Raw genomic sequence first — 13,411 nt, 5'->3', positions numbered from 1 at the left:
CATCAGCCGGGGCGGCCCGGCGTCCGGCCCCGCGCGCCGCTCACGTGCCGCCGTCCGCCACGAGTCGCCACGGATCGATCGACACGTTGCCGATCTCGGTGCACGCGGTGTCGTGGCCGGCCGGGTCGACGTCGGTGGTGTCGCCGCTGCCCGGGATGGTGATCCGCCACGCGACGACGGTCGACGGCGTGCACTCCGCGGCGGGGAAGTTGTCGGGGTTGGTGTCCCGCACGGTGGCGGCGGCGTACGTGCCCGGTGGGAGCGTGAACGCCTCGGTGGTGGCCGTGTTGCCGCCGGGGCCGAGCCCGATCGCGGTGACTGCCCGCAGCGTCGTCGTGCCGTGGAGCGCGCACGGGTGCCCGGAGGTGTTGGTGAAGCGGACCTCGGCGTAGGCGCTCCCCGCAGCCGAGTCGAGGGGGACGGTGCTGACGCTCAGGTCCGCACGGAGGCAGTCCGGCGTCGTCGCCGTGGGAGTCGCCGTCGTGCTGGCCCCCGACGCGTCGCAGCCTCCGGCGGTGAAGACGCACATGTGCGGTGCGATCTGCCGGGTGATCGCGGTGAGCTCGCGGGGTGCGGCGACGCCCTCGCCGCTGAAGGCCACTGTCAGCACGGCGCGGCCGACACGCGTGAGCTGGTACGTCGTCCCGCCGATCGCGTTGCGGACCCCCTGGCTGAAGGTCTGTGACTCGTAGCCGGTGTCGGCGGTGCGGCTCCACCAGGTGAGCGTCATGCTGTCGAAGGCCTCGGTGGGACACGCCGCGACGGCGTCCCGCGCGGCCTGCATCACCTCCCGCGCGGCCTGCTCGTCCTCGTAGAGACTGAGGTGGCGGTAGTCCTCGAACTCGACCGCGATGTTGGCGAAGCCGAGCCGGTCCGTGCTCGGGGAGGAGCCGAGAGGGTCGGCGTCGCACGGGGTCGGGGTGGGGCCGGCGACATCACGGCCGGGACCCTCGACGTGCCCGTCGCTGCCGTAGTCCTGCGCACCCAGGCCGAGCGGGAAGTCGTCGGGGATCGACGCCGCCGCGGTGCCGGACGAGGTCGGGGGCGTCGGGGCCGGCCCGGCATCGCGCAGCGCGTGGAGCCCGGCCGGGACGACGACGGCGAGGACCGCCACGGCCCCCGCGACACCGGTCAGCGCCGTACGACGGGCGCGGCGGCGGTCTCCGAGCCGGCGTACCTCGGCGGGCGGGAGGGGGCTGACGGGCCCGCCGCTGCCGAAGCGGGCGAGCTGGTCGAGGGGGTCGCGGTCAGACATGGGTGGCTCCGGAGTCGGGGGAGAGCAGGGTGGCGAGGGCGGCGCGACCGCGCGAGAGGCGGGCCTTGACCGTGCCCTCGGGAACGCCGGTCTCCCGGGCGACGGCCTGCACCGGCAGGTCGCAGAGGTGGTGCAGCACGAGCGCCTGGCGCTGCGCCGCGGGGAGCTGTCGGAGAGCCTCGACGAGGGCGACCCGGGACTCGTCGGAGGGCTCGGTCCACGCCGGCGGCGAGACGGCCCGGTCGGCTGGCCTGCGGCCCAGCTTCACGCGCCGCCAGCGACTCACGGCGAGCCGGTAGGCCGTCGTGCGGACCCACGCCTCGGGGTGGTCGGCCCGCTCGAGCGTGCGGCGGTGCTGCCAGGCGCGCACGAACGCCTCCTGGACGCACTCCTGCGCCTCGTCCCGGTTGCCGATCAGGGCGTACAGATGGCCGACGAGGCGTGCGAACGAGGCCGTGTAGAACTCGTCGAACTCGCGTTCGTCCATCGACTGCTCCCTGGTCCTGAGCCTGCATCACCAGGCTGTCATCGGGGATACGCGCGGAGGAGCCATCCGGTTGCATCCCGGATCCATCCTGCGGCACGCGTCAGGCTGGGGGAAGGTTCTCCAGCCGTGCGAGGGCGCGCTCGACGAGGGCCTGGAAGTCGGCCTGGTCGATCCGGGCCTTGTCGACCGGCACGAACCCGACCTGGGCGACCACCGGTCCCCGCCGGACGACGGCGACCCAGAAGTCGATCGTGCGGCTGTCGGAGACGTCGATCGAGAGGCGCCAGGCGTGGGTCTCGCCGAGCGGGCCCGCGGGCTGGTGCCGGAACTCCTCGACGGTCGCGGTGAGGTTGCGGTCCTCGCAGGACTTCATCTTCTTCTCGATGCCGGAGACGAAGGCATCGGCCTTCGCATCGGACCGGAAGCGTCCGACTGTCTCGCTGAGCCCGAACTGGGTCGGCAGCTTGGCCTGGGGCACCAGGAAGGTGCGGGTCTGCGACGAGGTGACGTCGGACCCGGAGAAGTCGGCGTGGTCGCACGTGGTGGCGGCGGGGTTGGTCGTCGCCTTCGTCGGCGAGGTGCCGACCCACGGCAGCGAGATGCCCGTGAGGTGCGGAAGGTCGACAGCCTGGAGCATGCCCCGCGCTGACGGCCCCGGCGGTGGTGCGCCGAGCGTCTTCCGCGGCGTCGTCGCGCAGGTGGTGCCGCCGTCGGCCGTGCAGAGCCGGTCGACGGCCACGCCCACCGTGCTCACGAACGGCGGGAGGTCGGGACCGTGGTCGTCGGCCACGTCGCGGGCGAGCGTGGTCACCAGGGAGCCCGTGCGGGCGACGCCGATGGTCCACGTCGTGACCGGCGACGCCCAGTCGCGCACCACCAGCAGCGCGGCCTCGTCGCCCGCACCCGCGAGCTGGTAGGCAGCGAGCAGCTGCATGCGGGTGCCGGCACAGTCGGAGAACCAGCCGAGGGTCGCGTCGTACGCCGTGGCGGCAGCCTTCGCGTCGGCCGAGCGCTCGACGACCTGCACCAGCCCGGTCGGCTTGCCCTTCTTCGGGTCCACCGGCGTCGAGAAGTGGCGCACGAGGGCAGCCATGGCCTTGGGGTCCGCGAAGCGGCGCGCCTGGCAGGGGACGTTGAGCCCCGTGCCGTCGGTGTTGTTGCCGGTGCTGGTCTCCGAGAGCGGCTGGGCGGCGAGGTGGGCGACCTGGCTGCCACCGAGGAGGTCGGCCGGGTCGAGGTGTGCGGTCGTGGTGGGGGCACCGGGGCCGGTGTCGACGACGGCGGTCCCGCGGGGGCCGCCGATGCTGGCGACGGCGGTCGCGTCGTGGCTGACGGCGAGGCCGAGACCGGCGACGGCGACGCTGACCGCCGCGACGGCGACCGAGGTGTGCGCACGGCGGCGTGCGGTGCCGCTGCGTCGGATGATCGAGGCGCGGGGGAGCCGGATCGCCTCGAGCGGGTCGCCGAGAGCCAGGAGGGTCGCTCCGACCTCGTCGGGCTCGATGTCGCGGTGGATCGCGAACTGGGCGGTCGCGAGGCGGAGCTGGCGCCGCGCGCTCGCCTGGGTCAGGCCGACCTCGTGGCAGAAGTCGTCGCTCTCCAGTCCGGCGAGCAGGTGCAGCAGCAGCGCACGGCGCTGGACCGACGTCAGCTCGTCGAGCGCGTCGAGGGTCGCGCGGTGCTCCGGGGCGAGAGATCCCTCGCGGTGCCAGAAGTGGGCCGTGTGCCGGCGCTGCGCGTGCTGCCAGGTGAGCGGGCGCACCCACGCCTCGGGGTCCTCCTGGCGGGCGACCTTGTGCCAGTGGTGCCACGCGGCGACGAAGCCGTCGCGGACCGAGCGCTTGGCGGCCGCGAGGTCGCCGGTGAGCGCGAACGCCTGGAGCAGCAGGCGCTGGCGCGCGGCGGCGTAGAACGCGTCGAACTGTCCCGGATCTCGCATGGCGCGGACCAACCTACCCCGGCGCGTCCTCGTCCCCCTGGTTGGCGCGACCGGGGAGGATGAGCCCCGTCATGTCGAGCCGCATCCGCTTCTCCGCCTATCACCCGTCGCCGCCCGAGAGCGGGGGTGAGCAGCAGCGTTCCCTGGCACTGCTGGCCGTGCGTGGCGGCGTGCTCGCCGCCGCCCTGCCGCTGTCGGCCCTGATGGCGGTGGCCCTGGTCGGCTGGTTCCTCACCGACGGAGGGGCCCACGGGGCACCGCGTGACGCCCTCCGCGTCGGCGCGCTCGCCTGGCTGATGGCGCACGGTTCCAGCATCCACGTCCAGGGGGCCGCGATCACCGCGCTCCCGCTGGGCCTCACCGCGCTCGTCGGGTACGCCGTGGCGCGGGCCGGGCTGCGCACGGGGGAGCGGCTCTCCAGCCACGGTCCCGACGCGTACGCGCTGTCGGACGGCGAGCGCGACCTGACCGTCCCGGCGGGGGTCGCGATCTTCACGGCCTCCTACGTCGTGGTCGGGATCGTCGTCGCCGTCGTGGCGGGCTCCCTCTCCACACGGCCCTCCCTGCCCGCGGTCCTGCTCTGGTGCATCGTGCTCGCCGCGGGGGTGGGCGGCACGGGGATCGCGGTCGGATCGGGCCGTGCCGCGGTCTGGCTCGGGGCGGTGCCGGAGTCGGTGCGCGAAACCCTCGTCGGTGCCCTGCGGATCCTCGGCTGGTACCTCGTCCTCGCGACCGTCGTCTTCCTGGCCGCCCTGCTCCTGGACGGCGCGGCCGCCCTCAACGTCCTCTCCCAGCTCGGCACCAACCTCGGGGGCGGTGTCGTCTACGTGACGCTCAGCCTCCTCGTGGTGCCCAACGCCGTGGCGTGCGCCGGTGCGTACCTGCTGGGTCCCGGCTTCACGGTCGGCACGGGCACGCTGGTCTCGCCGACCGTCGTCGCGCTCGGACCGGTGCCGATGTTCCCGCTGCTCGCCGCGCTGCCGGACAACGGTCCGACGCCGTTCTGGACGCCGTTCCTGATCGCGCTGCCGCCGATCCTGGCAGCGGCCGTCGTGGTCGGCGGCCGGCACCGTCGGCCGACGACCGACTGGGACATCGGCGCGGTGCGCGGCCTGTCGGCCGGCGTCCTCGCGGCTGTCCTCTTCGCCATCCTGGCCGCCCTCGCGGGTGGTGCGGTGGGCCCGGGCCGGATGACTGACGTCGGTCCGCTGGTCGCCTCGAGCTTCTTCCACGCGATCGTCTCGTTCGGGATCGGGGGCCTCGTCGGCGGCCTGCTCGCCACCTGGCTGACCCGCCGCAACCCGCCGCCGGTCGTCGTCGTCCCGGGCCCCGTCGACCAGGACCGCGAGGAGACCGTCGTCGTCAGGTCGTCGTCCGGGAGCTCCGACGACGAGCCGACCGTCGTCGTCACGGGCGCTGCCGCAGCGGACGGAGCCGGTGCGGCTGACGCCGAGGCGACCGTCCCTCTGCTCGGTCGCCTGCTCCGGCGCAGGGGGAGCGACGAGACCGTGGCGGGAGAGGACACCGATCGCGGATAAACTCCGCACTCGTGTCCACCTCTCCTGCCGTCGAGCCTGCCACCGCGCCCGCACGCGTGGTCGTCCTGGTCTCCGGCTCGGGCACCAACCTCCAGGCGCTGCTCGATGCGGCCGTCGACCCGGCGTACGGCGCGGCGATCGTCGCTGTCGGCGCCGACCGTGACGGCATCGAGGGGCTGGCGCGTGCGGACCGCTCGGGCGTCCCGACGTTCGTCGCGAAGCTGAAGGACTACTCCTCGCGCGACGCCTGGGACGTCGCCCTCGCCGACCGCGTCGCGGCGTTCGACCCCGACCTGGTCGTGCTCGCCGGCTTCATGAAGCTCGTCGGTCCGGCGTTCCTCGAGCGCTTCGCGGGCCGGGTGGTCAACACCCACCCCGCGCTGTGCCCGTCGTTCCCCGGCGTCAACGGCCCGGGCGACGCCCTCGCGTACGGCGTCAAGGTCACCGGCGCGACGCTCTTCGTCGTCGACGCCGGCGTCGACACCGGCCCGATCGTCGCGCAGACGGTCGTGCCCGTCGAGGACGACGACGACGTCGCGACGCTCCACGAGCGGATCAAGGTCGCCGAGCGCCGGATGCTCGTCACAGAAGTGGGCCGCATGGCCCGAGAAGGTTTCCGCATCACCGACAGGAAGGTCCGGTTCGGACTGTGAGCTCCTCCATCGACTTCAGCAAGATCGAGACCCCCGACAAGGTCAAGATCAAGCGCGCGCTCGTCTCGGTCTTCGACAAGACCGGCCTCGAGGAGCTCGTCCGCGGCCTGGCGGAGGCGGGCGTCGAGCTCGTCTCCACCGGTGGCTCCGCTGCGCTCATCGAGTCGCTCGGCCTGCCGGTCACCAAGGTCGAGGACCTCACCGGCTTCCAGGAGTGCCTCGACGGCCGCGTGAAGACGCTCCACCCGCGGGTCCACGCCGGCATCCTCGCCGACCGCCGCCTCGACGACCACGTCGCCCAGCTCGCCGAGATGGGCATCGAGGCCTTCGACATGGTCGTCGTGAACCTCTACCCGTTCGCCGACACCGTCGCCTCGGGCGCCGGCATCCAGGACTGCATCGAGAAGATCGACATCGGCGGCCCGACCATGGTGCGCGCCGCGGCCAAGAACCACGCCAACATCGCGATCGTCACCGACGGTGCCGACTACGCCGCGGCCCTCGCCGCCGCGCAGGGCGACGGCTTCACCTACGAGGAGCGCAAGGTCCTCGCCACGAAGGCGTTCGTCCACACCGGCACGTACGACGTGCAGGTCGCCTCCTGGATGGGCAACGTCGTCACCGACTCCTCCGAGGGCACCGGGTTCCCCGCGTGGGTCGGCGCCACCTGGGACAAGGCCGCGGTGCTCCGCTACGGCGAGAACCCGCACCAGCCGGCCGCGCTCTACCGCTCGGGCTTCGGCTCCGCCGGCCTCGCGGGCGCCGAGCAGCTGCACGGCAAGGAGATGTCCTACAACAACTACGTCGACACCGACGCGGCCCGTCGCGCGGCGTACGACCACGGCGACCAGCCGACGGTCGCCATCATCAAGCACGCCAACCCGTGCGGCGTCGCCGTCGGTGCGGACGTCGCCGAGGCGCACCGCCGTGCCCACGAGTGTGACCCGGTCTCGGCCTTCGGCGGCGTGATCGCCACCAACACCGAGGTCTCCGTCGAGATGGCCAAGCAGGTCGCCGAGGTGTTCACCGAGGTCATCGTCGCTCCCTCCTACGCGGACGGCGCGGTCGAGATCCTCCAGGGGAAGAAGAACATCCGCATCCTCGTCGCGGAGCCGCTGGCCACCGGTGGCGTCGAGACCCGTCCGATCTCCGGCGGCCTGCTGATGCAGCACGTCGACCAGTTCCAGGCCGAGGGCGACGACCCGGCCAACTGGACCCTGGCCACCGGTGAGGCTGCCGACGAGGCGACGCTGGCGGACCTGGCGTTCGCCTGGCGCGCGGTGCGTGCCGCGAAGTCCAACGCGATCCTGCTCGCCAAGGACGGCGGCGCCGTCGGCATCGGCATGGGCCAGGTCAACCGCGTCGACTCCTGCAAGCTCGCCGTCGAGCGCGCCAACACCCTCGTCGAGGGCCAGGAGCGGGCCCGTGGCTCGGTCGCTGCCTCCGACGCGTTCTTCCCGTTCGAGGACGGCCCGGAGATCCTGATCAACGCCGGCGTGAAGGCGATCGTCCAGCCGGGCGGCTCCGTGCGCGACGAGCTCACCATCGAGCTCTGCAAGAAGCACGGCGTGACCATGTACTTCACCGGCACGCGCCACTTCTTCCACTGATCCACCGCGGGGCTGCTGCCCTGACGGCCCCGGGCCCCGACTCGCCGGTGTGGCGGGTCGGGGCCCGTTGCATGGAGGGGTGCCGCGGCAGGTCGTCGCAGCGGCTCAGTGCTGCGGGCCGAGCCCGCCGGTGCCCGGCGAGGGCGCCGGCTCCTTGAGCTCCACGAAGATCACGTGCGTCGGGGTGTCGCCGACGTTCTCGCCGTGGTGCTGCCGCGCGGGGAGCTATCCGGCCACACCTGCGGGGATGTCGACCTCGCGCTGGTCGTCACCGGAGACCAGTCGACGACGGAACGACGACAGCGTGTACATGACACTGTCGGGATGGGCGTGCGGCGTCGTGCGCGCACCGGGCTCGTCGCGGTACTCCAGGACGCGGACACGCTCGTTCTCGAAGATCACCCGGTAGTGGTCGGGGTTGCTGACCGCAGGGTCGAGGTCGCTCATGGGCCGAGCCTCGCACCGCCGCCGGGGGATGTCAGTGGCGTACGGCGATCACTGGGGTGGATCCGCGGGTGCGCCCGTGCGGTGCGGCCGTGCGGTGCGCCCGTGCGGCGCGCCCGCGCGTCGGCTGGTGGCCGGCGGCGTCCCGCCATCGCGGCGTGCGGGTCGCACCGTGCGGCGTACTCCCTAGACTGGCGCGCGTGACTGCACAGAAGCTTGACGGAACCGCCACCGCCGCTGCGATCAAGGACGAGCTCAAGGTCCGCATCGCTGCCCTCCGCGACCAGGGTGTCGTGCCCGGTCTCGGCACGATCCTGGTCGGCGACGACCCGGGCTCGCGGTGGTACGTCGGAGGCAAGCACAAGGACTGCGCCGAGGTCGGCATCGAGTCGATCCGCATCGACCTGCCCGAGACCGCCTCGCAGGAGGAGATCGAGGACGCCGTCCGCCAGCTCAACGACGACCCGGCCTGCACCGGCTACATCGTCCAGCTGCCGCTGCCGCGCGGTCGCGACGAGAACAAGGTGCTCGGGCTGATCGACCCGGCGAAGGACGCCGACGGCCTGCACCCGACGAACCTCGGCTGGCTGGTCCTCGGCAAGGACGCCCCGCTCCCGTGCACGCCCTACGGCATCGTCGAGATCCTGCGCCGCCACGGCGTCGAGATCGCCGGCAAGGAGGTCGTGGTGGTCGGTCGTGGCGTCACGGTCGGTCGTCCCCTCGGCCTGCTGATGACCCGTCGCAGCGAGAACGCCACCGTCACGCTGTGCCACACCGGCACCGTCGACCTCGCCGCCCACGTCCGCAAGGCCGACATCGTGGTGGCCGCCGCGGGCGTCCCGGGCATCATCACCGCCGACATGGTCAAGCCGGGCGCTGCCGTCCTGGACGTGGGCGTCTCCCGTGTCGACGGCAAGGTCACCGGCGACGTGGCCGACGACGTCTGGGAGGTCGCCGGCTGGGTCTCGCCCAACCCCGGCGGCGTCGGTCCGATGACCCGCGCCATGCTCCTCGCCAACGTCGTCAGCATCGCCGAGAGCAAGCTGGCCTGACGTGGTCGACGAGCCGGCGGAGCCGGTCGACGCAACCGAACCCCTCCTCCCCGAGGACGCGGACCTCCCCGGGGACATGGTCCCCGGTGTCGATGCGGTGCGCGGCCCGCTCCCGCCGCTGCGCGAGGTGGCGCGGCTCAAGCAGCCCTCCACCATCGGCGGCGTGATCTACCTCGTGGTGCTCGGCCTGGCGCTGGTGGGCATCGCGATCGGTGCCGCGGGTGCGTGGCGCCTGGGCGTGACCTGGCTCGGGGGAGCACTTCTCGTGGCCACCGGCGGGCGGCTGGTGCTGCCCGGCGACGACGCCGGCATGCTCGGCGTACGGCGGCGGCGGTTCGACACGCTGCTGCTGGCCGGGGTCGGCGTCGTCCTGATCATCCTCGCCGCGACCATTCCCGACCAGCCCTGAGGCCCAGGGCCCGCTGCCTCAGACGCCGAGACGGGGCTCGTGCCGGAGAGATCTCCGGCACGAGCCCCGTCTCGCTGTGGCACGGGCCCCGTCTCGGGGTCAGATGAGGCCGAGCTCCGTGACGGCGGCCTTCTCGTCGGCGAGCTCCGCGACGGAGGCGTCGATCCGCCCGCGCGAGAACTCCGAGATCTCCAGGCCCTGGACGATGCTCCAGTCGCCGTCCTTGGTGGTGACGGGGAAGGACGAGATGAGGCCTTCCGGCACGCCGTAGGAGCCGTCGGAGACGACGGCCATGGAGACCCAGTCGCCCTCGGGGGTGCCGTTGAGCCAGTCGCGCGCGGCGTTGCAGGTCGCCGATGCGGCGGAGGCCGCCGACGAGGCCCCGCGGGCGTCGATGATGGCGGCGCCACGCTTGGCGACGGTCGGGATGAAGTAGTCCTCCACCCACGCCTGGTCGTTGACGACCTCGGCGGCGTTCCTGCCGGCGATCTCGGCGTGGAAGAGGTCGGGGTACTGCGTGGCCGAGTGGTTGCCCCAGATGGTCATCCTGGTGATGTCGTTGACCGACGCCCCGGTCTTCGCCGCGAGCTGCGAGAGGGCGCGGTTGTGGTCGAGGCGGGTCAGCGCGGAGAAGCGGTTCTGCGGGATGTCCGGCGCGTTGGTCATCGCGATGAGGGCGTTGGTGTTGGCCGGGTTGCCGGTCACGCCGACGCGGACGTCGTCCGCCGCCACCTCGTTGAGGGCCTTGCCCTGCGCGGTGAAGATCGCGCCGTTGGCGGAGAGCAGGTCGCCGCGCTCCATGCCGGGACCGCGCGGGCGCGCGCCGACGAGGAGAGCCAGGTTGACGCCGTCGAAGATCTTCGTCGGGTCCGCGCCGATCTCGACGCCGGCGAGCAGCGGGAACGCGCAGTCGTCGAGCTCCATGACGACACCCTCGAGCGCCTTGAGCGCGGGCTCGATCTCCAGCAGCTGCAGCTGGATCGGGCGGTCGCCGAGGGCGCCGCTCGCGAGGCGGAAGAGGAGGCTGTAACCGATCTGGCCGGCGGCGCCGGTGACGGCGACCTTGAGCGGGGTGGTGCTCACGAGAAAACTCCTGGGAGTCGACGGGCGGGATGCCCTCGACGCTAGCAGCGGCCGCCCGCGTGAGGGAGTGCGTCCGATTTCGATCCCGCGCAACACGACGACCGCTCGTCACCGACGCGCCGCACTCTTTTCTTGAATCATTCAAAAAAACGGTACATGATGGCTGCCATGACCCCGCGCCCCGACTACTCGGTCCTCCTGCGAGGTGCCGAGCTGCGCGTCACCCGGCCCCGCGTCGCCACGCTCGAGGCCGTCTTCGGTCACCCGCACGCCGACACCGAGACGGTCATCTCCGTCGTACGCCGGGAGCTGCCGGAGGTCTCGCACCAGGCGGTCTACGACTCGCTGAGCGCGTTGACCGCGGCGGGCCTGGTCCGCCGGATCCAGCCGCACGGCCACCTCGCGCGCTACGAGACGCGGGTGGGCGACAACCACCACCACGTCGTGTGCCGCTCCTGCGGTGCGATCGGCGACGTGGACTGCGCCACCGGTGCTGCGCCGTGCCTGCACGCCTCCGACACCCACGGCTTCGTGATCGACGAGGCCGAGGTCATCTACTGGGGCACCTGCCCCTCCTGCTCCGCCTCCCTCTGACCCTCAACACCCGTACCGAAAGGTTGCTCCTCATGACCGACCCGACTGCCAACCCGCTCGGCGGCTGCCCGATCGACCACAGCGGCGTGACCGCGCAGGGCAGCGAGAGCGAGAACCCCGCGCTCGACGCGCCGACGGCGAAGGGCTCGCGTCCGAGCACGAACCAGGACTGGTGGCCCAACCAGCTCAACCTGGCACCGCTGCGCCAGCACGGTGAGAAGTCCGACCCGCTGGGCGCCGACTTCGACTACGCCAAGGCCCTCGAGGGCCTCGACGTCGAGGCCCTCAAGGCCGACGTGAAGGCTGTCCTGACCGACTCGCAGGACTGGTGGCCCGCGGACTTCGGCCACTACGGCGGCCTGATGATCCGTCTCTCGTGGCACGCCGCGGGCACCTACCGCATCTACGACGGCCGCGGCGGCGCCGGCTCGGGCGACCAGCGCTTCGCCCCGCTCAACTCGTGGCCGGACAACGGCAACCTCGACAAGGCCCGCCGCCTCCTGTGGCCGGTCAAGAAGAAGTACGGCCAGGCCATCTCCTGGGCCGACCTGCTCGTCCTCGCCGGCAACGTCGCGCTGGAGGACATGGGCTTCGAGACCTTCGGCTTCGCCTTCGGTCGCGAGGACGTCTGGGAGGCCGAGGAGATCTTCTGGGGTCCGGAGGACACCTGGCTCGGCGACGAGCGCTACAGCGGTGAGCGTGACCTCGCGACCCCGCTCGGGGCGGTCCAGATGGGCCTCATCTACGTCAACCCGGAGGGCCCCAACGGCGAGCCCGACCCGCTGAAGGCCGCGCAGGACATCCGCGAGACCTTCCGCCGCATGGCGATGAACGACGAGGAGACCGTCGCGCTGATCGCGGGTGGCCACTCCTTCGGCAAGGGCCACGGCGCCGGTGACCCCGACCTCGTCGGCCCCGAGCCCGAGGGTGCGCCGCTCGAGGAGCAGGGCTTCGGCTGGAAGAGCGCGTTCAACTCCGGCAAGGGCGTCGACACGATCACCTCCGGCCTCGAGGTCACCTGGACCCCGACCCCGACCTCGTGGGGCAAGGGCACCGGTTTCTTCGACATGCTCTTCGGCTTCGAGTACGAGCTCGACAAGACGCCGTCGGGTGCGCACATCTGGACCGCCAAGGACGCCGACGCGATCATCCCCGGTGCGCACGGTGAGCCCAGCAAGAAGCCGCAGATGCTCACCACCGACCTCGCGCTGCGCGTCGACCCGACGTACGAGGAGATCTCGCGCCGGTTCCACCAGAACCCCGACGAGTTCCGGCTGGCCTTCGCCAAGGCCTGGTACAAGCTGCTCCACCGCGACATGGGCCCCGTCGCCCGCTACCGCGGCCCGTGGGTCGCCGAGCCGCAGATCTGGCAGGACCCGGTCCCCGCCCACGAGGGTGCGCTCATCGACGACGCCGACGCGGCCGCGCTGAAGGCGAAGATCGTCGCATCGGGCCTCTCCGTCTCGCAGCTGGTGTCGGCCGCCTGGGCTGCCGCCTCGTCGTTCCGTAACACCGACAAGCGTGGTGGCGTCAACGGTGGCCGCATCCGTCTCGAGCCGCAGCGCAGCTGGGACGTCAACAACCCGGCCGAGCTCGCCAATGTCCTCGAGGTGCTCGAGTCGGTCAAGGCCGGCTTCGACACCGACGAGAAGAAGGTCTCCATCGCCGACCTCGTCGTGCTCGCCGGCAACGCGGGCATCGAGCAGGCGGCGAAGGCCGCCGGCCGCGAGGTGACCGTCCCCTTCCGGCCCGGCCGTACCGACGCGACGCAGGAGCAGACCGACGTCGAGTCGTTCGCCGTCCTGGAGCCGCGTGCCGACGGCTTCCGCAACTACCTCCGCCCGGGTGACAAGACCCCGGCGGAGCGGCTGCTGGTCGACCGGGCCAACCTCCTGCGCCTCACCCCGCCGGAGCTCACCGTCCTCCTCGGTGGCCTCCGTGGCCTGGGCATCAACCACGGCGGCACGACGCACGGTGTCTTCACCGACCGCGTCGGCGCGCTGACGCCGGACTTCTTCGTGAACCTGCTCGAGATGGACACCGTCTGGTCGGTCTCCGCCACGGAGGAGGGTGTCTACGAGGGGCGCGACCGCGTCACCGGCGAGGTCACCAAGACCGCGACCGCGGTCGACCTGGTCTTCGGCTCCAACTCCGAGCTGCGCGCCCTCGCCGAGGTCTACGCCCAGGACGACGCGGCCGACAAGTTCGTGGCCGACTTCGTCGCGGCCTGGACGAAGGTCATGGAGCTGGACCGCTACGACCTGGTCTGACGCGCTCCGCGCGCGCCGGCGGCTGTCCGGGCCGCCCGCGCACTCAGGGCAGCAGCAAGCGCACGAAGGGCCCGGTC

Annotated in this window: 12 protein-coding genes; 7 read left to right on the top strand and 5 right to left on the bottom strand. The window is 72.4% G+C overall.

The window, feature by feature from the left end:
- Positions 1-40: 40 nt before the first annotated feature.
- The 3 genes from Q5722_RS04230 to Q5722_RS04220 form a co-directional block, all read right to left on the bottom strand.
- Entirely contained in the window at positions 41-1,255 is a 1,215-nt protein-coding gene (locus tag Q5722_RS04230; RefSeq protein WP_305026963.1) for a DUF4232 domain-containing protein, read from the bottom strand.
- A complete protein-coding gene (locus Q5722_RS04225) occupies positions 1,248-1,742 on the bottom strand; it encodes a SigE family RNA polymerase sigma factor (RefSeq protein WP_305026962.1) in 495 nt (164 codons plus the stop codon). Before Q5722_RS04225 ends, Q5722_RS04230 begins: the two co-directional genes overlap by 8 nt.
- A 100-nt stretch (positions 1,743-1,842) precedes the next feature.
- Positions 1,843-3,681 carry a SigE family RNA polymerase sigma factor gene (locus Q5722_RS04220; protein WP_305026961.1) on the bottom strand — a complete coding sequence of 613 codons (1,839 nt, stop codon included), beginning with the start codon at positions 3,679-3,681 and terminating at the stop codon, positions 1,843-1,845.
- Positions 3,682-3,752: 71 nt separating this feature from the next.
- Between Q5722_RS04220 and Q5722_RS04215 the strand changes: the two genes are divergently transcribed.
- Genes Q5722_RS04215 through purH form a run of 3 tightly spaced genes read left to right on the top strand, consistent with a single transcriptional unit; the run spans position 3,753 to position 7,482 of the window.
- Positions 3,753-5,219, top strand: a complete 1,467-nt coding sequence (locus Q5722_RS04215) for a cell division protein PerM (protein WP_305026960.1) — start codon at positions 3,753-3,755, stop codon at positions 5,217-5,219.
- A gap of 11 nt (positions 5,220-5,230) precedes the next feature.
- Positions 5,231-5,872 (top strand): phosphoribosylglycinamide formyltransferase, encoded by a 642-nt coding sequence (purN, locus tag Q5722_RS04210; protein ID WP_305026959.1) that lies wholly within the window; start codon positions 5,231-5,233, stop codon positions 5,870-5,872.
- Positions 5,869-7,482, top strand: coding sequence for a bifunctional phosphoribosylaminoimidazolecarboxamide formyltransferase/IMP cyclohydrolase (purH, locus tag Q5722_RS04205; protein WP_305026958.1), 1,614 nt, complete (start codon positions 5,869-5,871; stop codon positions 7,480-7,482). The genes purN and purH overlap by 4 nt, the downstream gene beginning before the upstream one ends.
- A 225-nt stretch (positions 7,483-7,707) precedes the next feature.
- Here purH and Q5722_RS04200 read toward each other — a convergent pair whose 3' ends face one another.
- On the bottom strand, positions 7,708-7,929 hold the full coding sequence (locus Q5722_RS04200) for a cupin domain-containing protein (RefSeq protein WP_305026957.1): 222 nt from the start codon (positions 7,927-7,929) through the stop codon (positions 7,708-7,710).
- A 197-nt stretch (positions 7,930-8,126) separates the two neighbouring features.
- Here Q5722_RS04200 and Q5722_RS04195 point away from each other — a divergent pair, with 197 nt between their 5' ends.
- Both Q5722_RS04195 and Q5722_RS04190 read left to right on the top strand, forming a co-directional pair.
- Positions 8,127-8,978 carry a bifunctional methylenetetrahydrofolate dehydrogenase/methenyltetrahydrofolate cyclohydrolase gene (locus Q5722_RS04195; protein WP_305026956.1) on the top strand — a complete coding sequence of 284 codons (852 nt, stop codon included), beginning with the start codon at positions 8,127-8,129 and terminating at the stop codon, positions 8,976-8,978.
- A 1-nt stretch (position 8,979) separates the two neighbouring features.
- Complete coding sequence (locus Q5722_RS04190; RefSeq protein WP_305026955.1) at positions 8,980-9,387, top strand: DUF3017 domain-containing protein; 408 nt, start codon at positions 8,980-8,982, stop codon at positions 9,385-9,387.
- Between the two features lie 99 nt (positions 9,388-9,486).
- Here Q5722_RS04190 and Q5722_RS04185 read toward each other — a convergent pair whose 3' ends face one another.
- A complete protein-coding gene (locus Q5722_RS04185) occupies positions 9,487-10,470 on the bottom strand; it encodes a malate dehydrogenase (RefSeq protein ID WP_305026954.1) in 984 nt (327 codons plus the stop codon).
- Positions 10,471-10,629: 159 nt separating this feature from the next.
- Between Q5722_RS04185 and Q5722_RS04180 the strand changes: the two genes are divergently transcribed.
- Entirely contained in the window at positions 10,630-11,064 is a 435-nt protein-coding gene (locus tag Q5722_RS04180; RefSeq protein WP_305026953.1) for a Fur family transcriptional regulator, read from the top strand.
- Between the two features lie 32 nt (positions 11,065-11,096).
- On the top strand, positions 11,097-13,334 hold the full coding sequence (gene katG / locus Q5722_RS04175) for a catalase/peroxidase HPI (protein ID WP_305026952.1): 2,238 nt from the start codon (positions 11,097-11,099) through the stop codon (positions 13,332-13,334).
- Positions 13,335-13,411: the final 77 nt, after the last annotated feature.

Origin of the sequence: Nocardioides jiangxiensis, assembly GCF_030580915.1 — a bacterium.
Taxonomy (GTDB): Bacteria; Actinomycetota; Actinomycetes; order Propionibacteriales; family Nocardioidaceae; genus Nocardioides; species Nocardioides jiangxiensis.
The sequence above is the reverse complement of the archived record's forward strand: the minus strand, read 5'-3'. Positions and strand labels throughout refer to the sequence as shown.

Bases quoted from the DNA above. Each gene is read 5' to 3' on its own strand.
- Q5722_RS04230 (WP_305026963.1), bottom strand. From the start codon at position 1,255: ATGTCTGACCGCGACCCCCTCGACCAGCTCGCCCGCTTCGGCAGCGGC.
- Q5722_RS04225 (WP_305026962.1), bottom strand. From the start codon at position 1,742: ATGGACGAACGCGAGTTCGACGAGTTCTACACGGCCTCGTTCGCACGC.
- Q5722_RS04220 (WP_305026961.1), bottom strand. From the start codon at position 3,681: ATGCGAGATCCGGGACAGTTCGACGCGTTCTACGCCGCCGCGCGCCAG.
- Q5722_RS04215 (WP_305026960.1), top strand. From the start codon at position 3,753: ATGTCGAGCCGCATCCGCTTCTCCGCCTATCACCCGTCGCCGCCCGAG.
- Q5722_RS04200 (WP_305026957.1), bottom strand. From the start codon at position 7,929: ATGAGCGACCTCGACCCTGCGGTCAGCAACCCCGACCACTACCGGGTG.
- Q5722_RS04180 (WP_305026953.1), top strand. From the start codon at position 10,630: ATGGCTGCCATGACCCCGCGCCCCGACTACTCGGTCCTCCTGCGAGGT.
- katG (WP_305026952.1), top strand. From the start codon at position 11,097: ATGACCGACCCGACTGCCAACCCGCTCGGCGGCTGCCCGATCGACCAC.